24 protein-coding genes and 2 pseudogenes are annotated in these 21,857 nt (G+C 71.7%); 12 read left to right on the top strand and 14 right to left on the bottom strand.

Annotated features, from left to right (window positions below; genetic code table 11):
• Positions 1 to 42: 42 nt before the first annotated feature.
• Positions 43 to 303, bottom strand: coding sequence for a UBP-type zinc finger domain-containing protein (locus tag ACFSL4_RS06465; RefSeq protein ID WP_381079461.1), 261 nt, complete (start codon positions 301 to 303; stop codon positions 43 to 45).
• Positions 304 to 365: 62 nt separating this feature from the next.
• Here ACFSL4_RS06465 and ACFSL4_RS06460 point away from each other — a divergent pair, with 62 nt between their 5' ends.
• A complete protein-coding gene (locus ACFSL4_RS06460; RefSeq protein ID WP_381079459.1) occupies positions 366 to 1,958 on the top strand; it encodes a Na+/H+ antiporter in 1,593 nt (530 codons plus the stop codon).
• 18 nt (positions 1,959 to 1,976) lie between these two features.
• On the opposite strand, the gene ACFSL4_RS06455 is transcribed toward ACFSL4_RS06460, so the two are convergent.
• The gene (locus tag ACFSL4_RS06455; RefSeq protein WP_381079457.1) at positions 1,977 to 2,900 is read right to left on the bottom strand and encodes a 1-aminocyclopropane-1-carboxylate deaminase/D-cysteine desulfhydrase; all 924 of its coding nucleotides are present in this window, start codon (positions 2,898 to 2,900) and stop codon (positions 1,977 to 1,979) included.
• 45 nt (positions 2,901 to 2,945) lie between these two features.
• Positions 2,946 to 3,122: pseudogene (locus ACFSL4_RS06450) on the bottom strand (N-acetylmuramoyl-L-alanine amidase); the annotation flags it as partial.
• A gap of 401 nt (positions 3,123 to 3,523) precedes the next feature.
• On the opposite strand from ACFSL4_RS06450, the gene ACFSL4_RS06445 reads away from it, so the two are divergent.
• From ACFSL4_RS06445 to ACFSL4_RS06430, 4 genes are all read left to right on the top strand, one after another.
• Positions 3,524 to 4,930 (top strand): family 2B encapsulin nanocompartment shell protein, encoded by a 1,407-nt coding sequence (locus ACFSL4_RS06445; protein WP_381079455.1) that lies wholly within the window; start codon positions 3,524 to 3,526, stop codon positions 4,928 to 4,930.
• 126 nt (positions 4,931 to 5,056) lie between these two features.
• Positions 5,057 to 6,181, top strand: coding sequence for a family 2 encapsulin nanocompartment cargo protein polyprenyl transferase (locus tag ACFSL4_RS06440; RefSeq protein ID WP_381079453.1), 1,125 nt, complete (start codon positions 5,057 to 5,059; stop codon positions 6,179 to 6,181).
• 204 nt (positions 6,182 to 6,385) lie between these two features.
• A complete protein-coding gene (locus tag ACFSL4_RS06435; protein ID WP_381079451.1) occupies positions 6,386 to 6,985 on the top strand; it encodes a GNAT family N-acetyltransferase in 600 nt (199 codons plus the stop codon).
• Positions 6,986 to 7,034: 49 nt separating this feature from the next.
• Positions 7,035 to 7,298 carry a hypothetical protein gene (locus tag ACFSL4_RS06430; RefSeq protein WP_381079449.1) on the top strand — a complete coding sequence of 88 codons (264 nt, stop codon included), beginning with the start codon at positions 7,035 to 7,037 and terminating at the stop codon, positions 7,296 to 7,298.
• 420 nt (positions 7,299 to 7,718) lie between these two features.
• Here ACFSL4_RS06430 and ACFSL4_RS06425 read toward each other — a convergent pair whose 3' ends face one another.
• The 4 genes from ACFSL4_RS06425 to sodN form a co-directional block, all read right to left on the bottom strand.
• A complete protein-coding gene (locus ACFSL4_RS06425; protein WP_381079447.1) occupies positions 7,719 to 8,468 on the bottom strand; it encodes a VOC family protein in 750 nt (249 codons plus the stop codon).
• A gap of 108 nt (positions 8,469 to 8,576) precedes the next feature.
• Positions 8,577 to 8,993, bottom strand: coding sequence for a VOC family protein (locus ACFSL4_RS06420; protein ID WP_381079445.1), 417 nt, complete (start codon positions 8,991 to 8,993; stop codon positions 8,577 to 8,579).
• 9 nt (positions 8,994 to 9,002) lie between these two features.
• Positions 9,003 to 9,434 (bottom strand): helix-turn-helix transcriptional regulator, encoded by a 432-nt coding sequence (locus ACFSL4_RS06415; RefSeq protein WP_381079443.1) that lies wholly within the window; start codon positions 9,432 to 9,434, stop codon positions 9,003 to 9,005.
• A gap of 218 nt (positions 9,435 to 9,652) precedes the next feature.
• On the bottom strand, positions 9,653 to 10,048 hold the full coding sequence (gene sodN / locus ACFSL4_RS06410) for a superoxide dismutase, Ni (RefSeq protein ID WP_381079441.1): 396 nt from the start codon (positions 10,046 to 10,048) through the stop codon (positions 9,653 to 9,655).
• Positions 10,049 to 10,193: 145 nt separating this feature from the next.
• Here sodN and sodX point away from each other — a divergent pair, with 145 nt between their 5' ends.
• A complete protein-coding gene (gene sodX, locus ACFSL4_RS06405) occupies positions 10,194 to 10,628 on the top strand; it encodes a nickel-type superoxide dismutase maturation protease (protein ID WP_381079557.1) in 435 nt (144 codons plus the stop codon).
• Here the strand turns inward: sodX and ACFSL4_RS06400 are convergent.
• Entirely contained in the window at positions 10,511 to 11,161 is a 651-nt protein-coding gene (locus ACFSL4_RS06400) for a CGNR zinc finger domain-containing protein (protein ID WP_381079439.1), read from the bottom strand. The genes sodX and ACFSL4_RS06400 overlap by 118 nt on opposite strands.
• A 101-nt stretch (positions 11,162 to 11,262) precedes the next feature.
• On the opposite strand from ACFSL4_RS06400, the gene ACFSL4_RS06395 reads away from it, so the two are divergent.
• The gene (locus tag ACFSL4_RS06395; RefSeq protein ID WP_381079437.1) at positions 11,263 to 12,030 is read left to right on the top strand and encodes a methyltransferase domain-containing protein; all 768 of its coding nucleotides are present in this window, start codon (positions 11,263 to 11,265) and stop codon (positions 12,028 to 12,030) included.
• 147 nt (positions 12,031 to 12,177) lie between these two features.
• Here ACFSL4_RS06395 and ACFSL4_RS06390 read toward each other — a convergent pair whose 3' ends face one another.
• From ACFSL4_RS06390 to ACFSL4_RS06380, 3 genes are read right to left on the bottom strand one after another with little or no spacing between them, the layout of a single operon-like run.
• Positions 12,178 to 12,930: an amino acid ABC transporter ATP-binding protein gene (locus tag ACFSL4_RS06390; RefSeq protein ID WP_381079555.1), complete on the bottom strand. Its 753-nt coding sequence runs from the start codon at positions 12,928 to 12,930 to the stop codon at positions 12,178 to 12,180.
• Positions 12,931 to 12,980: 50 nt separating this feature from the next.
• A complete protein-coding gene (locus ACFSL4_RS06385) occupies positions 12,981 to 13,919 on the bottom strand; it encodes an amino acid ABC transporter permease (RefSeq protein WP_381079435.1) in 939 nt (312 codons plus the stop codon).
• A gap of 32 nt (positions 13,920 to 13,951) precedes the next feature.
• Complete coding sequence (locus ACFSL4_RS06380; RefSeq protein WP_381079433.1) at positions 13,952 to 14,911, bottom strand: ABC transporter substrate-binding protein; 960 nt, start codon at positions 14,909 to 14,911, stop codon at positions 13,952 to 13,954.
• 561 nt (positions 14,912 to 15,472) lie between these two features.
• Between ACFSL4_RS06380 and ACFSL4_RS06375 the strand changes: the two genes are divergently transcribed.
• The 4 genes and pseudogenes from ACFSL4_RS06375 to ACFSL4_RS06360 all read left to right on the top strand — a co-directional run.
• Positions 15,473 to 16,696 carry an NAD(P)-dependent malic enzyme gene (locus tag ACFSL4_RS06375; protein ID WP_381079431.1) on the top strand — a complete coding sequence of 408 codons (1,224 nt, stop codon included), beginning with the start codon at positions 15,473 to 15,475 and terminating at the stop codon, positions 16,694 to 16,696.
• A gap of 306 nt (positions 16,697 to 17,002) precedes the next feature.
• Positions 17,003 to 17,968, top strand: a complete 966-nt coding sequence (locus ACFSL4_RS06370; RefSeq protein WP_381079429.1) for a zinc-binding dehydrogenase — start codon at positions 17,003 to 17,005, stop codon at positions 17,966 to 17,968.
• Positions 17,969 to 18,112: 144 nt separating this feature from the next.
• On the top strand, positions 18,113 to 18,322 hold the full coding sequence (locus tag ACFSL4_RS06365; protein WP_003997975.1) for a helix-turn-helix domain-containing protein: 210 nt from the start codon (positions 18,113 to 18,115) through the stop codon (positions 18,320 to 18,322).
• Positions 18,323 to 18,328: 6 nt separating this feature from the next.
• A pseudogene (locus ACFSL4_RS06360) lies at positions 18,329 to 18,487 on the top strand (Clp protease N-terminal domain-containing protein); the annotation flags it as partial.
• Between the two features lie 22 nt (positions 18,488 to 18,509).
• Here the strand turns inward: ACFSL4_RS06360 and ACFSL4_RS06355 are convergent.
• Both ACFSL4_RS06355 and ACFSL4_RS06350 read right to left on the bottom strand, forming a co-directional pair.
• Positions 18,510 to 19,556, bottom strand: a complete 1,047-nt coding sequence (locus ACFSL4_RS06355) for a PadR family transcriptional regulator (RefSeq protein WP_381079427.1) — start codon at positions 19,554 to 19,556, stop codon at positions 18,510 to 18,512.
• Between the two features lies 1 nt (position 19,557).
• Positions 19,558 to 20,520: a DUF4097 family beta strand repeat-containing protein gene (locus tag ACFSL4_RS06350; RefSeq protein ID WP_381079425.1), complete on the bottom strand. Its 963-nt coding sequence runs from the start codon at positions 20,518 to 20,520 to the stop codon at positions 19,558 to 19,560.
• 233 nt (positions 20,521 to 20,753) lie between these two features.
• Between ACFSL4_RS06350 and ACFSL4_RS06345 the strand changes: the two genes are divergently transcribed.
• A complete protein-coding gene (locus tag ACFSL4_RS06345; protein ID WP_381079423.1) occupies positions 20,754 to 21,590 on the top strand; it encodes a hypothetical protein in 837 nt (278 codons plus the stop codon).
• Between the two features lie 44 nt (positions 21,591 to 21,634).
• Here the strand turns inward: ACFSL4_RS06345 and ACFSL4_RS06340 are convergent, their stop codons facing one another.
• Positions 21,635 to 21,814, bottom strand: a complete 180-nt coding sequence (locus tag ACFSL4_RS06340; RefSeq protein ID WP_381079421.1) for a DUF6104 family protein — start codon at positions 21,812 to 21,814, stop codon at positions 21,635 to 21,637.
• Positions 21,815 to 21,857 lie beyond the last annotated feature (43 nt).

The raw sequence follows: 21,857 nt of genomic DNA, 5'->3' as shown, positions 1-21,857 counted from the left end.
CGAACCGTGCGGGTCCAGGGTCACACGCGTACGGGTCCAGGGTCACACGAGTACATGGTCGACGAAGCACCAGCGCCAGTTCTCCCCCGGCTCGAAAGTGCGCATCACCGGGTGGCCGCTCTCCTTGTGGTGCGCCGTCGCATGGCGCAGGGGCGAGGAGTCGCAGCAGCCCACGTGCCCGCACTCCAGGCACAGCCGCAGCTGTACCGGGTGCGCGCCGACGGCGAGGCACTCCAGGCACCTCTCGCTCCGGGGCTCGGGCTCCGGGTGCGGGAGCACCTCGACGTGCGTGCACTGTTTCATGATTGCCAGGTTACGACGGGTCCGCGGGAAGCTGCGCGAGGACGAGGGGCGGGCGGAAGAGGATGACCATACTGCCACTGTTGTTGCTGGTCGCGGGCAGCGCCGCGGTCGCCGGTGCCGCGCGGCGCATCCCCGTGCCCGCGCCGCTGCTGCTCGTCGCGGCGGGGCTCGCGGTCTCCTACCTGCCCGGGGTGCCCGAGTACGCCCTGGACCCCGAGGTCGTCCTGCCGCTCGTGCTGCCCCCGCTGTTGTACACGGCGGCCACCGACAGCTCGTACCTCGACCTGCGGGCGCAGCTGCGCCCGGTGGCCCTGCTGTCCGTGGGGTACGTGCTGTTCGCGACGCTGGCCGTGGGGTGGGCGGCCTACCTGCTCGTGCCGGGGCTGCCGCTGACCGCGGCACTGGTACTGGGCGCGGTGGTCGCGCCGCCGGACGCCGTCGCGGCGACGGCGGTCGCCCGGCGGGTGGGGCTGCCGTCGCGGATCACCACCATCCTTCAGGGGGAGTCGCTGGTGAACGACGCGACCGCGATCACCGCCTACAAGGTCGCACTGGCGGCGGCGGTCGGTGAGGGCGCGACCTGGGTGGGCGGGGTGCGGGAGTTCCTGCTCGCGGCGGTCGGCGGGGTGGCCGTGGGTCTGCTGCTGATGGTGCCGATCCACTGGCTGCGCACCCATCTGAAGGAGGCGCTGCTGCAGAACACCCTCTCCCTGCTGATCCCGTTCGCCGCGTACGGGATCGCGGAGTGGGCGCACGCCTCCGGGGTGCTCGCCGTGGTCGTCGTCGCCCTCTACCTCGGCCACCACAACTGGCAGGTGGACTTCGCGACCCGGCTCCAGGAGGAGGCGGTGTGGAAGATGGTGGCGTTCCTGCTGGAGTCCGCGGTGTTCGCCCTCATCGGGCTGCAGCTGCCGGTCGTCCTGAAGGGGCTGGGGGAGTACGAGGGCACACGCGCGGCCTGGTACGCGATGGCCGTGTTCCTCGTGGTCGTCGCGTCGCGGTTCGTCTGGGTGTACCCGGCGGCCTTCCTGCCGCGCCTGCTGTCGGCGCGCATCCGGGAGCGGGAGGAAGCCACCTGGAAGGGGCCGTTCGTCATCGGCTGGGCGGGCATGCGGGGTGTGGTCTCGCTCGCGATCGCCTTCTCGATCCCGCGGACCGTGCACGGCGGCGGCGCCTTCCCGCACCGCAACGTGATCCTGTTCCTGACCTTCACCACGGTGATCGGCACGCTGGTCGTGCAGGGACTGAGCCTGCCCCCGCTGATCCGGCTGCTGCGCCTGCCGGGGCGTGACGCCCAGGCCGAGACCCTCGCCGAGGCGAACGCCCAGGCACAGGCGTCCCGGGTCGCCGAGCGCCGCCTCGACGAGCTCCTCGACGACGAGCGCAACACACTGCCGCCCCCGCTGGCGGACCGTCTGCGCACGGTCCTCGAACGCCGCCGCAACGCGGTCTGGGAACGCCTGGGCGCGGTGAACCCGGTTACCGGCGAGACGGCCGACGACACCTACCGCCGGTTGTCCCGCGAGATGATCGGCGCCGAACGGGAGGTGTTCGTGAGACTGCGCGACCACCGCTACATCGACGACGAGATGCTCCGCACACTGCTGAGACGGCTGGACCTGGAGGAGGCGGCGGCCTACCGGGAGACGGCGTGAGGCCGACCGGGGCGGCCGTCAGGGGAACGGCCTCCCGGTGACCACGGCGGCCAGCGCCGTTCCCGGAGGGAACGCCCCCTCCTCGGTCAGGGCGACAAGTCCGTACAGCAGCTTGGCGACATAGAGATGTTCCACCGGCAGGCCGTGGCGGGACTCGAAGTCGGACGCGAAGGCTTCGAGTTCGGGCGTCGTACGGGCGTAGCCGCCGAAGTGGAAGCGGGTGTCCAGACTCCACTCGCCCCGGCGGCCGCCGAAGGCCCGGGCCTGCAGGGCGGCCGTGTCGCGGGCCAGGAAGTCGCCCTTGAGGACCGGGATGCCCAGGGCCCGCTGGTCCGGGGCCAGGCCCGCCGCCAGGCCCGCCAGCGTGCCCCCGGTGCCGCAGGCCACGGCGACCACGTCCGCCCGGCCGCGCAGTTCCTCACCGAGCGCGCGGCAGCCGCGTACGGCGTCGGCGTTGCTGCCGCCCTCCGGCACCACATACGCCTCCTCGGCGTCCGCCGCGCGCAGGACGGCGGCCACGGTCGCCGGGTCCGACCTGCGGCGGTACGTCGATCTGTCGACGAAGTGCAGCCGCATCCCATCGGCGGCACACCGGGCCAGGGACGGGTTGAGCGGGCGGTCGGCAAGTTCCTGGCCGCGGACCACACCGATGGTGTCCAGGCCCAGGAGCCGGCCGGCCGCGGCCGTCGCCCGCAGATGGTTGGAGTACGCGCCGCCGAAGGTGAGCAGCGGGCGGCCGGCCGCGGCGCGCAGGTTCGGGACGAGCTTGCGCCACTTGTTGCCGACCAGGTCCGGATGGATCAGGTCGTCGCGCTTGAGCAGCAGCCGTACACCGTGCCGCGCGAAGCGCCCGTCCTCGACGGCCCGCAACGGCGATGGCAGGCGCGGCGCCAGCGTGGCCGGGTCGAACGCCTCGGGGCGCGGCACATCGGGACGGGTCACGCCCTCATTGTCGGACACCGCGGCGGCGCGCACGCCGGCGGCGGGTCACTTCAGGCGGTCCCGGACCCGGCCCTCCGGCCGGGCCGTCGTGGAGCCCCTCGGGTCCGCCCTGCCCGGCCGCCACTCCCGGTGGCCGGTGACCGAGCGCTCCGTCCAGCGGTGATGGCGGCACACGGCCGCGTTCACCCGCTCGATCGCGTCGAGCCGGCCGGCGGGGCAGGGCTGTGGTGCCGTCAGTCGCCGGCCTCGACGAGGGTGGCACCCTCCGCCCGCAACCGGCCTGGGAACGTGCCCGCGGACACGGGTGGGGCCACGGCCGCCTCCTTCGCGCGCCGCGACGGCCACCGGCCGCGGCCGCCTCCACGACGGGTTGTACCGGCGTCCGATTCGCCCGAACTCCTGTTCGCGCGATGTGTGAGCGGAACCGGCCGACGGAGGATGGTCCGACGATCGGTGCGGCGACGGGGCGGTGGTGGTCCACCCCGGTCCGGCCGCTCGGCGAGCGCCCCAGTCTGCCCGGACCGGCCTTGATCCATTCCCGCTCTTTTGGGTAATGGCACAGGCACGTTCTGTGATGGAAGCTTTCCCGTGCAGGTCAACGCATGATCGGGAGGGGAATACCGATGTCGGTAGGCGAAGACGTCCGCGCGGAGGACAACAGGCCGCAGCAGAGCCTCGGCACCGCGGCCGCGCGGAAGCTGGCCACCACCACCAAGTCCGCGCCCCAGATGCAGGAGATCAGCTCGCGCTGGTTGCTGCGGATGCTGCCGTGGGTGGACGTGCAGGGCGGTACGTACCGAGTGAACCGCCGCCTGACCTACACGGTGGGCGACGGCCGGGTCACCTTCGTGAAGACCGGCGACCAGGTCGCGGTCGTCCCGGCGGAGCTGGCCGAGCTGCCCGCCCTGCGCGCCTACGACGACCCGGAGGTGCTGGAGGAGCTCGCCCGGCGGTGCCAGCAGCGCAGGTTCGCGCCCGGGGACGTTCTCGCCGAGTTCGGCAGCCGGGCCGACGAGGTGTTCCTGCTCGCGCACGGCAAGGTCGAGAAGATCGGCACGGGCCCCTACGGGGACGACGCGGTGCTCGGCGTCCTGGCCGACGGCGCCTACTTCGGCGACCGGGCCCTGCTCGACCCGGACGCCATCTGGGAGTACACGGCGCGCGCGGTCACCGCCTGTACGGTGCTCACCCTTCCCCGCCGGGACGTCGACCAGGTGGCGGCACGGGCCGGGTCCCTGAGCGAACACCTCCAGAGCCGTCGCTCGGTCCCGGCGCAGCCGGCCAACAGATACGGCGAGAAGGCGATCGAGCTGGCCGCGGGCCACACCGGTGAGCCGGACGTCCCGCACACCTTCGTCGACTACGAGGCCGCGCCCCGCGAGTACGAACTGAGCATCGCCCAGACCGTCCTGCGCATCCACACACGTGTGGCCGACCTCTACAACCAGCCGATGAACCAGACCGAGCACCAGCTCAGGCTGACGACGGAGGCACTGAGGGAACGTCAGGAGCACGAGCTCGTCAACCACCCCGAGTTCGGACTGCTCCACAACTGCGAGTACGACCAGCGGCTCCAGCCGCACGACGGCGTACCGGGCCCGGACGACATGGACGAACTGCTCAGCAGGCGGCGCGGCACCAAGCTGTTCCTCGCGCATCCGCGCGCGATCGCCGCCTTCGGCCGTGAACTCAACAGGCGCGGACTCGTCCCGGAGACCGTCGACATCGGCGGCAACCGCATCCCCACCTGGCGCGGAGTCCCCATCTTCCCCTGCAACAAGATCCCGGTCAGCGAGGCCCGTACGAGCTCGATCATCGCCATGCGGACCGGAGAGGAGGACCAGGGCGTCGTCGGACTCAGGCAGTCCGGCATTCCGGACGAGATCGAGCCGAGCCTGTCCGTGCGCTTCATGGGCATCAACGAGCAGGCCGTCATCAGTTACCTGGTGACGGCCTACTACTCGGCCGCAGTCCTGGTGCCCGACGCGCTGGGGGTCCTGGAGAACGTCGAGATCGGCCGCTGGAGGTGACCCCGCACAGCGGCACGCCGTGTTCCCGCCCGCCGGCGCGGGTACACCCTGGGGGTACGCGCCCAACAGCAGCAAAGGCGTCACCGTCCGCAGACTCTTCGTCCGCAGACTCTTCGAGGCGGTCCCATGGGTGAGTTCACGTCAGAACAGAAGCAGGGCCCGATCCTGGAGGGGCCCAGACCGGCAGTCCCAGGCAGACGCCGGGGCCGGGTCCCTGGCCCGGCGGCACCGCTCGACGGGCACGAGGCCGCGGCGATCCTGGAGCGCACCCGTGCCGCGGTCGACCCGGAGTTGCGCCGGGCCGTCGACTCGCTGCCCGGCTCGATGCGCCGGATCGCGCGGTACCACTTCGGCTGGGAGCACGCGGACGGCACACCGGCCGTCGGAAACGCGGGCAAGGCGATACGTCCCGCGCTCGTCCTGACCGCGGCCCGAGCGCTCGGCGGACGGGGGGTGGCCGCCGTACGGGCCGCCGTGGCCGTCGAACTCGTCCACAACTTCACCCTGCTGCACGACGACGTGATGGACCGGGACACCACCCGCAGACACCGGCCCACCGCCTGGACCGTGTTCGGCGACACCGACGCGATCCTCGCGGGGGACGCGCTGCAGGCACTGGCCCAGCGGCTGCTCGCCGAGGACCCGCACCCGGCGTCGGGTGCGGCCGCCGCCCGGCTCGCGGCCTGCGTGGTCGAACTGTGCGCCGGGCAGCAGGCGGACACGGCCATGGAGCGGCGCGGCCCGCACGAGGTCACCCTGGACGAGGTGCTCGCCATGGCCGAGGCGAAGACGGGCGCACTGCTCGGCTGCGCCTGCGCCCTCGGCGCGCTGTACGCCGGAGCGGACGAGGCGGACGTCGAGGCACTGGACGCGTTCGGCCGCGAGCTGGGGCTCGCCTTCCAGCTCATCGACGATGTGATCGGGATCTGGGGCGACCCGCGCCGCACCGGCAAGCCGGCCGGGGCGGACCTCATGGCCCGCAAGAAGTCACTGCCCGTGGTCGCCGCGCTCGCCGCCGGCACTCCGGCGGCCGCCGACCTGGCCGAGCTCTACCGGAGTCCGTACGACGAGGGGGACCTGGAGCGCACGGTCCTTGCCGTGGAGCGGGCGGGCGGCCGGGCCTGGGCGCAGTCCCAGGCCGACGGCCGGATCGGCCGGGCGATGCGGGAGCTGTTCCGTGCGGTCTCCGACCCCGAGGCGGCGGGCGGTCTGCTGGCCCTGGCGCAGTTCGTGACCCGGCGCAGCACCTGACCGGGCGACAGACCCCGGAGCCCCGGGCCCGCGCGGCTCCTGACCCCGCACGGGCCCGGCGGCTCCGGCCGGGCGGGCCCCGCACATCCCCACCATGTGCGGGTCCCGCCCCTTCCGTACCCGTACCGCCCCCCGGCCGGGCGCGTTCCGGTTAGGCTGCAACCGGCTTACCCGGCACATCAGTTGACGCGAAGGGGCAGGCGGATGGGCGTGGCGATCCGGGCGGCGGACGAGGGCGACCGCGAGCTGGTCGTCCGGCTGCTGGACGAGGCGTTCCAGGACGACCCGGTCAGCAGCTGGATCTTTCCGGGCGAGGAGCACCGGCGCACGACTCACCACCGGCTGATGGCCGCGTTCACCGACACCGTGCTCGCCGAGGGACGCATCGACGTGACGGAGGACGGCACGGCCTGCGCGCTGTGGCTGTCCATGCCCGCCGCCGGGCAGTCCCAGGAGGAGGATGGGGACGAGGAGGCGGTGCGGCTGCGCGAGGCGGTCGACCCGTCGAACGAACGCGTGGAGCGGATCGTCCGGCTGCTCGCGGGGTCCCACCCCGTGGACCGCGCCCACGAATACCTCTGGATGATCGGCGTGGCACCGCGCCACCAGGGCGGCGGTCTGGGCGCCGCTCTCATCCGGCACGTCCTCGACCGCTGCGACCGCGAGCGCCTGCCCGCCTACCTGGACGCGAGCAGCGCCCGCAGCGTCAGGCTCTACGAACGCCTAGGCTTCGCCTCCACGGGACGCACCCTCGACCTCCCGGACGGCCCCAAGATGTGGCCGATGTGGCGCGAGCCGCGCTGATCCCGCAGCCTGGGGCGCGCCGGACCCCGCACCGTCCTACCCTGAAGGCATGGGCGGCAAGGAGCATGTCTGCCCGTCGTGCGGGCAGCCCGTCGGCACGGTCGTGCGGCGCCACAAGACGCTGGGCGCCTTCGTCCCCGTATGGCGCCCAGGACCCTGCCGGGACCCCCGGTGCCCGGGGTACCGGGAGCAGGCGCGTGCAGAGGCACCCCGGAACGATCGCGAGAGGGAACACTCCACGACGTCCGGCACGGCCTCCAACGCCACGTCCGATGGCCCGTCCCACGCCGAAGTCAGGCGTGAGGAGCCCTGAGACGACAGCAATCGAGACCGTGGGCCGACGGCGTGCCCGGACTTCCTCCGCGCCGCGTGTGGCGGCGGGCGGCCGCCATGCGGAGAAGCGTGGGACGCCGTCGTGTAGGACGCGCGGTCCCGCCGTGGGCCGGCGGTCGTGTACGGCGCGGAGCTGCCGCAGCAGGGCGTCTCGGGAAGCCGGCGGGAGGCCGGGCCGCCGTCTGCCCAGGCCGTCTGGCCGCGTCTAGGGGGTGTTTCGAAAGTCCCGCACAGCACCCACGGCGCCGGGGACGCTCCCCCAGGCTCTTCGAGCAGGGGGCACCCGCACTCGCCGCACCGGCCGAAACCCCGAGTACGTCCAGTACGAGGGCTTTCGTCCGGCACGCCGAGAGCACGCACCGGACACCGCGGGCACCGCACAGGACTTTCGAAACACCCCCTAGCCGGGCAGGCCACCGGTCCACGGGTCGCGGCTCGTCAGGCAGTACGTGCCGCCCGCCGGGTCGCGCATCACGGTCCAGTGGGCGCCCTGGGCGACGAAGACGGCGCCCAGCCGCTCCTGACGGGCCCGGGTCGCGTCGATGTCCGCGCACGCGACATCGAGGTGCGCGGAGGAAGGGCGGTCGGCGCCGAGCCGTTGCAGCAGGATGCGCACGGGAAGGGCGGCGGGCGGCCGGATCACGTGGAACTCGGGGAGGGAGCCCGGGTACGACTCCCAGCCGGTGAGGTCGCTCCAGAAGGCCACCTCGGCGTCGAACACGGCCGGCCCGAGGTCGAGGCACACATGGTCGAGCCGGTCGGCCGCGCCACCGGGCTGCTCGACCACCGGCGGCCGCACCGACTCGCCCTTCCAGGGCACCGCGCAGAACAGCCGGCCGCCTGGGGAACGGAGTACGGCCCACCCGGGGTGCTCCACGACGACGTCCGCGCCCAGCCGTCGCGCCGCCGCCACCAGCGCGGGCACGTCCTCGACGGCGAGATCGAGATGAGCGCCGCCCCCGGAGCGGACGGCCTGCGCCTTCAGACACGCGTCGCCCGCCTCCGGTACCAGCGTCACGAACTCGCCGCGCTCGCCCCGGGGCGGGGACAGCTTGGTCCGGGTGACGGCGGTCCAGAAGTCACAGGCCGGGCCGATGTGCTCGGCGGGCCGGTCGACGACGGCGTAGGTCCAGCGGATCGGCCGGCTCATGAGGCGCTCCCTGACAGTCGGTGCACGGCGCTCGCACCGTCTCCTGCCCGGTCGGATCATGCAACGGTGTTTCGCGCCCCGGGCGCACGCGGCCCTGACCCGCGTCCGTCAGGTGCCGCGGCGTTCCGTGAAGCGCAGCAGATTGCCCGCTGGGTCCCGGAAGGCGCAGTCCCGCAGTCCGTACGGCTGGTCCATGGGCTCCTGCACGACGTCCGCGCCGGACGCCCGGACGCGGGCGAAGAGGGCGTCGCAGTCCTCGGTCGAGAAGATGACGCCCCTCAGCATGCCCTTGGCGAGCAGCTCCGCCATCGCCCGGCGGTCGGCGGGGGAGGCGTCCGGGTGCGCGGCCGGGGGTTCCAGGACGATCTCCACGTCCGGCTGGAGCGGTGAGCCGACCGTCACCCAGCGCATACCCTCGAAGCCGACGTCGTTGCGGACCTCCAGGCCCAGGACGTCCCGGTAGAACGCGAGCGCCTTGTCGTGGTCGTCCACGGCGATGAAGCACTGCGAGAGTTTCAGGTCCATGGCGCCACGCTATAGCTGAGCCCGCGGATCCGTCCGGGTATCGCCCGGCCGGCCGCGCCGGGGCCGTGTCAGGCCCTTCGCCACGCACGGCGGTATCGCCGCCCCCTGCTCGTGCGACCGCGCCCGGTAGGCGCTCGGCGTCTCCCCCACCAGCTCCGTGAAGCGCGAGCTGAAGGACCCCAGCGAGGCGAACCCGACGGCGATGCAGACCTCCGTCACCGTCAGATCGCCGCGCCGCAGCAACGCCTTGGCGCGCTCGATACGGCGGGTCATGAGATAGCCGTACGGGGTCTCCCCGTAGGCCGCGCGGAAGCTGCGCTGGAAGTGCCCGGGCGACATCAGCGCGGTGCGCGCCAGCGCCGGCACGTCCAGCGGCCGCGCGTACTCACGGTCCATCCGGTCACGGGCCCGCCGCAGCCGCACCAGGTCGTCCAGCTCCATGCCTTCAGCATCGCACGGGCCACCGACAACGGACTTGGGCCCGCGCCCGCCGCGCTCGCGTGGGAGGGGCCGGTGGAGGGAGCCGGCCGGTTCGTCCAGGACTCGAAGAAGACCGCACCCGGACCGTCAGGGACGCCGTTCTCGGCGGCCTGCGGCCGGGTGCGGTCGGGGAGACACTGCGAGTAAGGCAACTGCAGGTCAAAGGGTATGACGCAGGATCAGGCCTTCTTGGTCTCCCAGAAGATCTTGTCGATCTGGGCGATGTAGTCCAGCGCCTTCTGGCCGGTCGCCGGGTCCTTCGACGCCTTGGCGGCCGACAGGGCCTTCAGGGCGTCGTTGACGAGCTGGTGCAGCTCCGGGTACTTCTCGAAGTGCGGGGCCTTGAAGTAGTCGCTCCACAGCACCGAGACGTGGTGCTTGGCGAGCTCGGCACGCTGCTCCTTGATGACGGTGGCCCGAGCCTGGAAGTGCGCGTCGTCGTTGGCGGCCATCTTCTCCTGGATGGCCTTCACCGACTCCGCCTCGATGCGAGCCTGGGCAGGGTCGTACACACCGCAGGGAAGGTCGCAGTGCGCGCTGACCTTGACCTTGGGGGCAAACAGGCGGGAGAGCATGAAGCTGTCCTTCCTCGTGATCGTCTTCTCAGGTGGGACATTACTCCGTAGGGGACGGGTTTTCGCGAGTGCCCCCATGGGCTTACGTCAAAAGTCCAGGGTGAGACTGGGACTGGTGGAGGATCGGACCGGGGAGGTGCCGGTGATGCCGGAGCTGTCGCAGGAGACCGAGCGCACGAAGACTCTGCTGCCCTTCGGGGCGGCCGAGGTGACGGGACCGTCCATGGTGCCCACGCTGCAGCACGGGGACCGGCTCCTCGTCCAGTACGGGGCGCGTGTCCGACCGGGCGACGTCATCGTGCTGCGGCATCCCTTCCAGCAGGATCTGCTCGTCGTCAAACGCGCCGTGGAGCGGCGCGAGGGCGGCTGGTGGGTGCTCGGCGACAATCCGTACGCGGGCGGGGACAGCACCGACTACGGAACCGTGCCCGAGGAGCTCGTCCTCGGGAAGGTGCGGCTGCGCTACCGGCCGTTGGGGAGCGGCCGGCGCTCCGCGTTCGCGCTGGTGCGCTGGGCGCTGTCCGCCGCCCGGCCGGTGCTGCCCGACCGGGCGGCCTCCAGGCGCTTGCGCGCTCGGTAGGCGGCCACGTTCGCCCGCGTGGCACAGCGGTCCGAGCAGTAGCGCCGGGAGCGGTTGGTCGAGGTGTCGAGGAAGGCGTTGCGGCAGGGAGCGGCCTCGCACAGGCCCAGGCGGTCCACGCCGTATTCGGTGAGGTGGAACGCGAGCCCCATCGCGGCGATCGCCGCGTAGCCCGCGGTCGCGTTCGAGGGGTGGTCCGCCAGGTGCATGTGCCACAGGGGGCGGCCGTCGTCGTCCCGGTGGTCGTGCCCGGAGATCTGCGGGCTCACCGGGAACTCCAGGAGCAGCGAGTTCAGCAGGTCCACCGCGAGCGTCTCGTCGCCCTTGTCCGCCGCCTCGAAGACCGCCCGCAGCCGGGCGCGGACCGAGCGGAAACGGGTCACGTCCGCGTCGGTGGCCCGGCGGGCCGCCGACTGGTTGCCCCCGAAGAGGCCGCGGACGGCATCCACCGAGGTGAGCGAGTCCTTGCCCCGGGCCGGTTCCTCGCTGTTCACGAGGCGCACGGCGTAGTCCGAGTAATAGGCCAGTTCCACTTGTAGTCCTTACTGGAGCGCTCTATGGTCGGAGGTGCGGTCGCGTAACGGCTGATCGTGCTTCCAGGGTATTACGTGGCGTACGTGAGGGAGGGGCGGCGATGACGGACACGCGCACCACGGCGGGGGCCGACTGGCGGGCCTGGCAGGAGAGCTGGGACCGCCAGCAGGAGTGGTACATGCCCGACCGCGAGGAACGCTTCCGGATCATGCTCGACATGGTGGAGGCGTTCGCGGGCACCGAACCCCGCGTGCTCGACCTCGCCTGCGGCACGGGCAGCATCACCGCCCGGCTGCTCGCCCGCTTCCCGGACGCCACCAGCACCGGCGTCGATCTCGACCCCGCCCTGCTCACCATCGCGCGCGGCACGTTCGAGGGCGACGACCGCGTCACGTTCGTCGAGGCCGACCTCAAGGACCCCGACTGGCCCGCGCGCCTGCCGTACGGCGTGTACGACGCGGTGCTCACCGCCACGGCCCTGCACTGGCTGCGCACCGGCCCCCTCGAGGCCCTCTACGGTCGGGTCGCGGACCTGGTCCGCCACGGCGGCGTCTTCATGAACGCCGACCACATGATCGACGACACCACTCCCCGGATCAACGCGGCCGAGAGCACCCTGCGGCGTTCCCGTATGGACCAGGCCATGCGCAAGGGCGCCCGCGACTGGGCCGAGTGGTGGCAGCTGGCCTCCCGGGACCCCGTCCTCGCCGCGCCGACCGCCCGCCGCTTCGAGATCTACGGTGCCCATGCCGACGGCGAGATGCCCTCCGCCGCCTGGCACGCGCGCGTGCTGCGCGCGAAGGGCTTCGCCGAGGCCCGCCCGGTGTGGTGCTCGCCGTCCGACACTCTGCTGCTCGCCCTCAAGTGAGGCCCCGCCGGCCCCGCCGGCCCCGCCGGCCTCGGTGGCCGGGACGAGGCCGAGGAGGACCCGGACACGGGGAGGGGCGGTACGAGGATCCCGTACCGCCCCTTGTCCGGCCGGCCACGGCACCCGTGGCCGGCCGGTGACCCGTCCCTACAGCACCTTGGACAGGAAGGACTGCGTCCGCTCGTGCTGCGGGTTCGTCAGCACGTCCCGCGGGTGGCCGGACTCGACCACCACACCGCCGTCCATGAAGACGAGCGAGTCGCCCACCTCGCGGGCGAAGCCCATCTCGTGGGTGACGACGACCATCGTCATGCCGGACTCGGCGAGGTCGCGCATGACGTCGAGGACGTCACCGACCAGCTCCGGGTCGAGGGCGGAGGTCGGCTCGTCGAACAGCATCAGCTTCGGGTCCATCGCCAAGGCCCGGGCGATGGCCACGCGCTGCTGCTGGCCGCCGGAGAGCTGCGAGGGGTAGTGCCCGGCCCGGTCGGCCAGGCCCACGCGCTCCAGGAGCTGCATCGCGCGCTCCTTGGCCTGCGTCTTGCCCACGCCCTTGACCTGCACCGGCGCCTCGATGACGTTCTCCAGCGCGGTCATGTGCGGGAACAGGTTGAAGCGCTGGAAGACCATGCCGATGTCCCGGCGCTTCATGGCGACCTCGCGGTCGCGCAGCTCGTACAGCTTGTCGCCGTGCTGCCGGTAGCCGACCAGCTGGCCGTCCACGTACAGCCGCCCGGCGTTGATCTTCTCCAGGTGGTTGATGCACCGCAGGAAGGTGGACTTGCCGGAGCCGGAGGGGCCGATGAGGCAGAACACCTCGCCGGGCTTCACCTCCAGGTCGATGCCCTTGAGGACCTCGACCGAGCCGAAGGACTTGTGGACGCCCTCCGCCTTGACCATCGGAACGGACGTGTCCTTCGCGACGGTGTCGCTCTTGGTGGTCTTTCCGGTCATGCCATGCCTCCCTTCGGGCGGCCGAGGGAGGACATGGTGGCCTTCACCTTCTGCCACGGGGTGGGCGGCAGCTGGCGGCTGGAGCCGCGCGCGTAGTACCGCTCGATGTAGTACTGGCCGACGCTGAGGACCGACGTCATGATCAGGTACCAGGCGGCGGCCAGGAAGTACATCTCCACCGGCGCGCCGGAGATCTGGCCGATGTCCTGGGCGTAGCGGAAGAGCTCGGAGAACTGGACGGCCGCCACGAGTGAGGTCGTCTTCAGCATGTTGATCACTTCATTGCCCGTCGGCGGCACGATCACGCGCATCGCCTGCGGAATGACGATCCGGCGCAGCGTCTTGCCGTGGCTCATGCCCAGCGCGTGGGCCGCCTCGGTCTGCCCCTCGTCGACGGCGAGCAGGCCGGCCCGGCAGATCTCCGCCATGTACGCGGCCTCGTTCAGACCGAGTCCGAGCAGCGCCGTCAGCAGCGGCGTCATGAAGTCGGACCAGTAGTCCTTGTAGATCGGCCCGAGGTTGATGTACTCGAAGACCAGGCCCAGGTTGAACCAGAGGAAGAGCTGGACCAGGACCGGGGTGCCGCGGAAGAACCAGATGTAGAACCAGGCGACGGACGAGGTCACCGGGTTCTTCGACAGCCGCATCACGGCGAGGACGATGCCGCCGACGATGCCGATCAGCATGGACAGGACCGTCAGCATGAGGGTCTTGCCCACGCCCGTCATGATGCGGTCGTCAAAGAAGTAGTCCGGCACGGCATGCCAGTTGATCTTGCCCTGGCCGAACGCGTAGACGATCGCGACCAGGACTGCGATCGCGATGACGGCGGACACATACCGCCCGTAGTGCCGGACCGGAATGGCCCTGACGGCCTCCGGTCCGGCCGGGGGAGTGTTCTGCGGGTCCGCCGACTTGTCGATGTCAACAGTCACGGGTGTTGCCTTTCAGTGGCCGCCAGGAGCGGTCACTTGCCGCCGTTGATGACGGACTCCTTCACGGCGCCGTCCGCGGCACCCCACTTGGCGAGGATCTTCTGGTACTCACCGTTCTTGATCACGGCGTTCAGCGCGGCCTGCAGCGCGTCCCGCAGCTGGGTGTTCTGCTTGGCGACCGCGATGCCGTACGGCGCGGCCTCGACCTGCTCGCCGACGAGCTGGAAGTCCTTGCCGCCGCCCGACGTCTTCACCGCGTACGCGGCCACCGGGAAGTCGGAGGACGCCGCGTCGGCGCCGCCGGAGCGCAGACGGGTCTGGGCCTGCTGGTCGTCGTCGAACGCCTCGATGGTGAGCTTCTTGCCGCTCGGGCACTTCTTGGCCTCGGCCTTGGCGAGGTCCTCGGAGACCGTGCCGCGCTCGACCGCGATCTTCTTGCCGCACAGGTCCGACCAGGTCGCGATGCCACCGGTGTCACCCTTGCGGGTGTAGATCGAGACACCCGCGGTGAGGTAGTCGACGAAGTCGACGCCCTCGCCGACCTTCTTGCCGGTGTCGGGGTCGACACCGTCCTGGCGGCTCTTGTTGTCGGTCATCGCGGACATGGCGATGTCGTAGCGCTTCGAGCGCAGACCCGTCAGCAGCGCGTCGAACGTGCCGTTCTCGAACTGGAACTTCACGCCGAGCTGCTTGCCCATGGCGTCCGCCAGGTCGGGGTCCAGGCCGACCGTCTTGCCGGAGTCGTCCTTGAACTCGACGGGGGCGTAGGCGATGTCCGAGCCGACCTTGATGACGCCGGCCTTGCGGATCGATTCGGGGAGCTTGTCCGCCAGCGGGGCGGACGCCTTCGACGCGCCGCCCGAGCCGCTGTCCTTGTCCTTCGTCTGGTCACCGCAACCGGTGAGCAGCAGGGTGCCTGCGACCGCGATGGCGCCGACCGCAGCTATACGGGAGTGCGTGGCGGTCGTACGACGGATGGAGCGTGCGGTCATGGTGGGTTCCTCCGGCAGGATGGGTGGAGTGCCGTACAGGTCGACGAGAACACTCGCCTTCGGGTGTCGCGACCTCGTGTGATTCACGCATCTTGCCATCCGTATTCAAGTATTCAGGGGTGCCCTCATGTCAAAATCGGATAACGGGTGACCCCCGAACCGCCTCCGGTCGGCCGAACAAGGCCGGATCTTGTGCGGTGATACCTCCTTCCAACCGGAAGATCTTCGACGCGTCTCACGATGTGAGCGATCCCCTCCTGGGGTGGGCGAGCCCTCCCGGGGTGAGTGATCTCGCAGGTCGTTTCCGTGATTTGTCCACATTTCCGGCCATGAGTCATCTCACCGGCGTGTGACCTTCACGTTATGGACTCGTCCCGGACGGCATCCGTCCGGTAAGAAGGTTCCTTACACCCCTCATCCGGGGCTCAGGGCGCGTGTGCGGCGCGCCCGTCGCGTATGCACCCGTACACGCATCAGTCATCTGGGTCATGCGCGGTCCCGCCCACACCTCAACCAGGAGTGGTCACCCTCACACCAAGAAGACCTAAGGGGTAGAAGACAGTGGCAGCGGAGATCGTCAATCCTCGCAGCGACAGCAGTACGGATCAGGACGGCGGGGCGGAGCCCCTTGATGCCTTCGATCCGGTGTTCGCACTGCACCGCGGCGGCAAGATGGCCGTGCAGGCCACCGTGCCGGTCCGCGACAAGGACGACCTGTCCCTTGCATACACGCCGGGCGTCGCCCGGGTGTGCACGGCCATCGCTGAACGGCCGGAACTGGTCCACGACTACACGTGGAAGTCGTCCGTGGTCGCCGTCGTGACCGACGGCACCGCGGTGCTCGGCCTCGGGGACATCGGCCCCGAGGCGTCCCTCCCGGTGATGGAGGGCAAGGCGATCCTGTTCAAGCAGTTCGGCGGGGTGGACGCGGTCCCCATCGCCCTGGACTGCACGGGCGTGGACGAGATCGTCGAGACCGTGGTCCGGCTCGCGCCCTCCTTCGGGGGCGTGAACCTGGAGGACATCTCGGCGCCGAGGTGCTTCGAGATCGAGCGCAGGCTCCAGGAGCGCCTGGACATCCCGGTCTTCCACGACGACCAGCACGGTACGGCCGTGGTGACGCTGGCGGCCCTGCGCAACGCGGCCAAGCTGACCGGGCGGACCCTGGGTGATCTGCGCGCGGTCGTCTCCGGTGCGGGCGCGGCCGGCGTCGCCATCACGAAGATGCTGGTCGAGGCGGGGATCGGTGACGTGGCGGTCGCCGACCGCAAGGGCGTCGTGTCCCTCGACCGGGACGATCTGACGCAGGTCAAGCGCGAGCTCGCCGGGTTCACGAACAGGGCGGGCCTCACGGGCTCCCTGGAGCAGGCCCTCGCGGGTGCCGACGTCTTCATCGGCGTCTCCGGCGGTACGGTCGCGGAGGAGGCTGTGGCGTCCATGGCGAAGGACGCCTTCGTCTTCGCGATGGCCAACCCGAACCCCGAGGTGCAGCCGGACGTCGCGCACAAGTACGCCGCCGTGGTGGCGACGGGGCGGTCCGACTACCCGAACCAGATCAACAACGTGCTGGCCTTCCCCGGGATCTTCGCGGGGGCCCTGCAGGTGCGGGCCTCCCGGATCACCGAAGGGATGAAGCTCGCGGCGGCCGACGCGCTGGCCGCGGTCGTCGGGGACGACCTGGCGGCCGATTATGTGATCCCCTCGCCCTTCGACGAGCGGGTCGCGCCGGCGGTGACGGCCGCGGTGGCCGCCGCGGCGCGGGCCGAGGGCGTCGCACGTCAGTAATCGCGTCGCACGGCGGTAATCGCTCCACGGGGCGGGCGGGTGGCCAACACCCGCCCGCCCGTCTGCGTCGGTGGCCGTCAGGCGTCGGTTGCGCCGGTGGTCCCGCGGGCGCGCGGGTCGTGGGCGGGCCGCGGCCCGCCCACGAGGTGGCGTCCGGGCGGCGGTCCGGGCCACGGCGAGGGCTGGTGTCCGGGCTGCGGCGCGCTGGTGCCTCCGGGGCAATGGGGGCCGGGTGCCGCCGGGCGGGACGCGTGTCACAGCGGGCTTTGGTTCCGTCCACCGGGCGCGGAGCCTATCGTCAAGGTCATGTTCGCTGCCTACGCCGCCCGCATCGACCGCGACCAGCCCCTCACCGGCCTCGAGTTGGGGGAGCGCCCGGCCCCCGAGCGGAGGCCCGGCTGGACGACCGTGAACGTCAGGGCCGCCTCCCTCAACCACCATGACCTCTGGTCCCTCCGGGGCGTCGGTCTCCCCGAGGACAAGCTCCCCATGATCCTCGGCTGCGACGCGGCCGGTGTCGACGAGGACGGCAACGAGGTCGTCCTCCACTCCGTCATCGGCCAGACCGGCCACGGCGTCGGCCCGGACGAGCCCCGGTCGATCCTCACCGAGCGCTACCAGGGGACCTTCGCCGAACAGGTCTCCGTGCCCGCGTGGAACCTCCTGCCCAAGCCCAAGGAGCTGTCCTTCGAGGAGGCGGCCTGTCTGCCGACCGCCTGGCTGACCGCGTACCGCATGCTCTTCACCAACGCCGGTGTACGCCCCGGCGACTCCGTCCTGGTCCAGGGCGCCGGCGGCGGTGTCGCGACGGCCGCGATCGTGCTCGGCAAGGCGGCCGGTCTGCGGGTCTTCGCCACCAGCCGCGACGAGGCCAAGCGGAAGCGGGCGCTGGAACTGGGCGCCGTGGAGGCCCTGGAGTCCGGGGCGCGGCTGCCGCAGCGGGTGGACGCCGTGATCGAGACCGTCGGGGCCGCCACCTGGTCCCACTCCGTGAAGTCCCTGCGGCCCGGCGGCACGGTCGTGATCTCGGGTGCGACCAGCGGTGACCGTCCCTCCCATGCGGAACTCACCCGCATCTTCTTCCTGGAACTGAAGGTCGTCGGCTCCACCATGGGCTCCAAGGACGAGCTGGAGGACCTGCTCTCCTTCTGCGCCGCGGCCGGCGTGCGTCCTGTCATCGACGAGGTCCTTCCCCTCGACCGGGCCCGTGAGGGCTTCGAGAGGCTGGAGGCCGGTGACCAGTTCGGCAAGATCGTGCTGACCGCGGGCTGACGTCCCCTCGCACCGGCGTATCCCTCGCCCTGACGGCGGGCTCGACAACCTCGTCGAGCCCGCCGTTCGCATGTCCGCGGGGGATCCGCAGCCGGCTTGTCAACCATGGTTGACGCCCGGGTGGTGTCAATGTAAGTTGACGGCATGACGGAGGCAACGGATCTCGCCGAACGGGCGGGCGATCGCGATCCACGGGTCGGTCTGCGGGCCGTCGCCGCGCTGCGAAGGCTGCTGGAGCAGCTGGAGGCGGTGCAGGTGCGCAGTGCGCGCAACCAGGGCTGGTCGTGGCAGGAGATCGCCGCGGAACTCGGCGTCAGCAGGCAGGCCGTGCACAAGAAGTACGGGAGGCGGTGATGCACGGCCCTCGCCCACGGGGACCGGCGCATCGGCGACGAGCACCTGCTCCTCGCCCTGACCGCCCGCCCCGGTGTCCCCTTCGAGGTCCTCGCCGACCACGGCGTCACCTACGCGGCGGTGGAGCGTGTGCTGTGGGGCGGCGGAGAGGTGAGGGCCGGCTGACCCTCACGGCGGGCCGCCGATGTCAATCCTTCCGTGACCGCAGTGTCGCCCCGATGTGCGCCGCCGCCGTGGACAGGTGGCGACGGGCGTCGCGGAGCTGGTCCTCCGTCACCCCGTGGTCCCGGGCCGCGTCGCGGATGTCGTCGCGGAAGCGGTCCAGAAGCCGGTCGAGGGCGCGGGCCGGGTCGCCCGGGAACTCCTCGTGCGCCCAGGAGGGTTCGTACGTCCCGGGGAAGTCCTCAGGGGTCGTGGCGTACTCGGGCGCCGCCGTCTTCGCCGTGTCCGCCGTCCCCGCGCGTCCGAAGCCGAAGTCCTTCCCGAACTCCTTGCCGAAGTCCCCGAACTCCTTGGCCAGTTCGGTCAGCCCTTCCCGTACGCCCGTCGGCCAGTCGCCGTGCGCGAAGTGGTCCTGCACCTGCTCCTGAACCCGTCGCGCCATGCGCTGCAGCTCCTCCTGCGCCTGGGCGCGGACCCGCTCCTGGGCCTCCCTGGCCTGGCGGCGCGCCCGCTGGGCCTCCTCGCGGGCCCGCCGGCTCTCGTCCTTGGCGCGCCGGGCCTGCTCCTTCCACTCCTGCTTGACGCGGCGCATCTCCTCCTTGGCGACGCGCCATGCCTCCTTCTCGGACTGGTCGCCGTGCCGCGCGTACTCCGCGTGCCCGCCATCGTGGTCCTTGGCGCCGCGCCGGGCCTCGGAGACCGCGGCCCGCATCTCGCGGCGCAGGTCGCCCGCCGCACCGCGGACGTCCGCACGGATCTCGGCGGCCAGTTCGGCGACCGATTCACGGATCTCCAGCTCCAGGTCGGCCAGTTCACCGCTGCGGTCGGCCAGTTCGGCGCGGCCCGCGTCGGTGATCGCATAGACCTTCCGGCCGCCTTCGGTGGTGTGCGTGACCAGGCCCTCGGCCTCCAGCTTGGCCAGCCGCGGGTAGACGGTGCCGGCGGACGGTGCGTACAGCCCCTGGAAACGCTCCTCCAGCAGCCTTATCACCTCGTAGCCGTGACGCGGCGCCTCGTCGAGCAGCTTCAGCAGGTAGAGCCGCAGTCGTCCATGGGCGAAGACGGGAGGCATGTCAGAGCCCCTTCTGCTCGGTCGGACCGCCGGTCGTGCCATCCGGGGAACGGTCTGACGGTATTGCGGTGCCGGGTGACGCGTGCGCGGGCGCCGCGTCATCGACCGTCGGCGGTGCCGCGTCCCGTCGGCCGGCCGCCTCCCACGGCCCGTCCTCCGCGGGCGGGCGGCGGAGCAGGACGATCGAGCCGGACGCCGTGGTCGCCTTCACCCGGCCGTTGCCCCCGCCGAGGCGGCCCGTGACCTTCTTGGCGCCCCACTGGCCGGTCACCCGGAGGTCGTCGAAGGCGTTGGACACCGTACCGCTCGCCGTGTTCGCCTCGACCTCGGCGTCCGCCGGCTGGGGGAGGCGGATGGCGATCTCGCCCGAGACGTTCGTCAGGCGGGCGTCGGTGGGGCCGCACGCGGGATCGAGGTCCAGGATGATCGAGCCGCTCACCGAGTCGGCCTTCACGAAGGGGCAGGCGCCCTCGATGACCGTGAGGTCCCCGGAGACGGAGTTGAGCCGCAGCTCTCCGGTGACGCGCTGAGTCTCCACGTTCCCCGACACCGTGGTGACGTGGACCCGGCCGGAGAGGCCGACCAGGGTCGTCTCGCCGGTGACGCCCTTCACCTCGGCGCCGCCGTCGATCCCGGAGACCACGGCGTTCGCGCCGATCACGCCCACCTCCACGCGGGCGGAGGACGGCACGGCCAGCGAGATCACCGCGCTGCGGCGCCAGCCCTTGCGGTCGAGCCACTTGAAGAAGCCCTTCCAGGGGAGGTCGTCGTACACCACGGTGAGGGTGCCGTCCTTGTGCGTCACGGTCAGTGGCGGACCCTCGATCTCCGAGATCTCCAGGCGTGCGGAACCCTCGTCGGTGCCCACGACGTTCACCGTCCCGTTGACGGTGCGTACGTGGAGTGCCGTCACGGGCGTGTCGAAGGTGAGCTTCCCCGGTTCTGCGACGGACCACTCGGACATCGTGCTGACCTCCTCGGCCGGTGCGGACGCGGCGTGCGCGACGGACGACACCGCAGACGGACGCGGGGGCGGGCGTGGTGGGTGCGACGGTGCCGACGGGCGCCGAGGGGGATCACCGACGCGCCATATCGCGTCTTCTGTCTTTCACGATATATCGCGGCTATGGAAAGTCAAGACACCCGTTCTGGGGAGCCTGTAAGGGAAAAGCCGACAAAACCGCCTAACGTGGGGCCATGCCGACGGAAGACCGCGCCACCGGACCCGCCCCCGGCGCGCTGCTGTTGTGCCGGTCGGATCCCGCTTCCGTCGCACCCGCCGCCCGGCTGCTCCGCGAACCGATGGTGCTCACCCCGGCGGGCCGCCCGTGGAGCGTGCTGGTTCCCGAGGGCCGGCCCTGGCTGGACGGCGGCGAACCCGTCGACCGGGTCCTGACCGGCTGGGCCGCCGCGCTCGCGGTGGGCGCCCCCTGGCCCGTCCTCGCCCTGTGGTGGGACACGGACCGCGCCGGTTACACCCTCGCCGCCGGCTTCCGCCGCCCCGTGGGCTACGTATGGCTCGCCAACGGCACCCCGGCCGGCGAGGACGAGGCCATGCACACCTTCGCCACCCGCCTGGGCCTCGACCCCGTCCTGGACATGCAGGAACTCGACCGCCTGACCGAGCCCGCCGCGGAGGCCGACGCGCGGGCCCGACTCCACGGACTCCTCACCGTCCTCACGCGTGCCGGAGTCACGCTGCCGACGGGCCTGGTACCCGGCGAACCGGCGGACCGCCTGTGCGCGGCGGCCCGCACCCGGCCCGACGCCCAGGAGATCGAGTGGCCGGTCCGGCAGCCCGCGCCCCCCACGCGACGCGCCACGGCGACGGGTAGGCACCGCCCCGCCTCCTGGCTCCCGTGGGCCGGCACCGAGAAGGCCCGCGTCCTGGCCCTGGCCCAGGTGGCGGCCGGCCTGCCGCTCACGGCGTGGGGCCTGCGCCGCCGCAGCGGCGGCTGGCTGGCGGCCGGGCTGCTGCTTCTCGCGCACGGCACGCTGGGTCTGCTGTACGACCTGGGCCGCCCGCGCGACTGACGGCGGGGCCGCCGTCCCCGGGTCCGCCCGTCCGACGCCCGCCGCTACTCCTCGTCTTCGTCGTCCAGCCGTGCCAGCCACGTGGCCAGCCGCTCCACCGGCACCTCGAAGTCCGGATTGAGGTCGACGAACGTCCGGAGCTGGTCGGCGAGCCACTCGAAGGTGAACTCCTCCTCGCCGCGCCGCTTCTCCAGTTCCTCGATGCCGCGGTCGGTGAAGTACATCGGTGGTGCTCCGTCGGGTTGGTGAACGGGTAGGGGACGACAA

The organism is Streptomyces caeni, assembly GCF_042678285.1.
Classification (GTDB): domain Bacteria; phylum Actinomycetota; class Actinomycetes; order Streptomycetales; family Streptomycetaceae; genus Streptomyces; species Streptomyces caeni.
This window is presented reverse-complemented; position numbering and strand designations above follow the sequence as displayed.

Excerpts from the sequence above, each read along its gene's own strand:
- ACFSL4_RS06465 (WP_381079461.1), bottom strand. The coding sequence starts at position 303 with ATGAAACAGTGCACGCACGTCGAGGTGCTCCCGCACCCGGAGCCCGAG.
- ACFSL4_RS06460 (WP_381079459.1), top strand. The coding sequence starts at position 366 with ATGACCATACTGCCACTGTTGTTGCTGGTCGCGGGCAGCGCCGCGGTC.
- ACFSL4_RS06445 (WP_381079455.1), top strand. The coding sequence starts at position 3,524 with ATGTCGGTAGGCGAAGACGTCCGCGCGGAGGACAACAGGCCGCAGCAG.
- ACFSL4_RS06440 (WP_381079453.1), top strand. The coding sequence starts at position 5,057 with ATGGGTGAGTTCACGTCAGAACAGAAGCAGGGCCCGATCCTGGAGGGG.
- ACFSL4_RS06435 (WP_381079451.1), top strand. The coding sequence starts at position 6,386 with ATGGGCGTGGCGATCCGGGCGGCGGACGAGGGCGACCGCGAGCTGGTC.
- ACFSL4_RS06430 (WP_381079449.1), top strand. The coding sequence starts at position 7,035 with ATGGGCGGCAAGGAGCATGTCTGCCCGTCGTGCGGGCAGCCCGTCGGC.
- ACFSL4_RS06425 (WP_381079447.1), bottom strand. The coding sequence starts at position 8,468 with ATGAGCCGGCCGATCCGCTGGACCTACGCCGTCGTCGACCGGCCCGCC.
- ACFSL4_RS06420 (WP_381079445.1), bottom strand. The coding sequence starts at position 8,993 with ATGGACCTGAAACTCTCGCAGTGCTTCATCGCCGTGGACGACCACGAC.
- ACFSL4_RS06415 (WP_381079443.1), bottom strand. The coding sequence starts at position 9,434 with ATGGAGCTGGACGACCTGGTGCGGCTGCGGCGGGCCCGTGACCGGATG.
- sodN (WP_381079441.1), bottom strand. The coding sequence starts at position 10,048 with ATGCTCTCCCGCCTGTTTGCCCCCAAGGTCAAGGTCAGCGCGCACTGC.
- sodX (WP_381079557.1), top strand. The coding sequence starts at position 10,194 with ATGCCGGAGCTGTCGCAGGAGACCGAGCGCACGAAGACTCTGCTGCCC.
- ACFSL4_RS06395 (WP_381079437.1), top strand. The coding sequence starts at position 11,263 with ATGACGGACACGCGCACCACGGCGGGGGCCGACTGGCGGGCCTGGCAG.
- ACFSL4_RS06390 (WP_381079555.1), bottom strand. The coding sequence starts at position 12,930 with ATGGTCAAGGCGGAGGGCGTCCACAAGTCCTTCGGCTCGGTCGAGGTC.
- ACFSL4_RS06380 (WP_381079433.1), bottom strand. The coding sequence starts at position 14,911 with ATGACCGCACGCTCCATCCGTCGTACGACCGCCACGCACTCCCGTATA.
- ACFSL4_RS06370 (WP_381079429.1), top strand. The coding sequence starts at position 17,003 with ATGTTCGCTGCCTACGCCGCCCGCATCGACCGCGACCAGCCCCTCACC.
- ACFSL4_RS06365 (WP_003997975.1), top strand. The coding sequence starts at position 18,113 with ATGACGGAGGCAACGGATCTCGCCGAACGGGCGGGCGATCGCGATCCA.
- ACFSL4_RS06355 (WP_381079427.1), bottom strand. The coding sequence starts at position 19,556 with ATGCCTCCCGTCTTCGCCCATGGACGACTGCGGCTCTACCTGCTGAAG.
- ACFSL4_RS06350 (WP_381079425.1), bottom strand. The coding sequence starts at position 20,520 with ATGTCCGAGTGGTCCGTCGCAGAACCGGGGAAGCTCACCTTCGACACG.
- ACFSL4_RS06345 (WP_381079423.1), top strand. The coding sequence starts at position 20,754 with ATGCCGACGGAAGACCGCGCCACCGGACCCGCCCCCGGCGCGCTGCTG.
- ACFSL4_RS06340 (WP_381079421.1), bottom strand. The coding sequence starts at position 21,814 with ATGTACTTCACCGACCGCGGCATCGAGGAACTGGAGAAGCGGCGCGGC.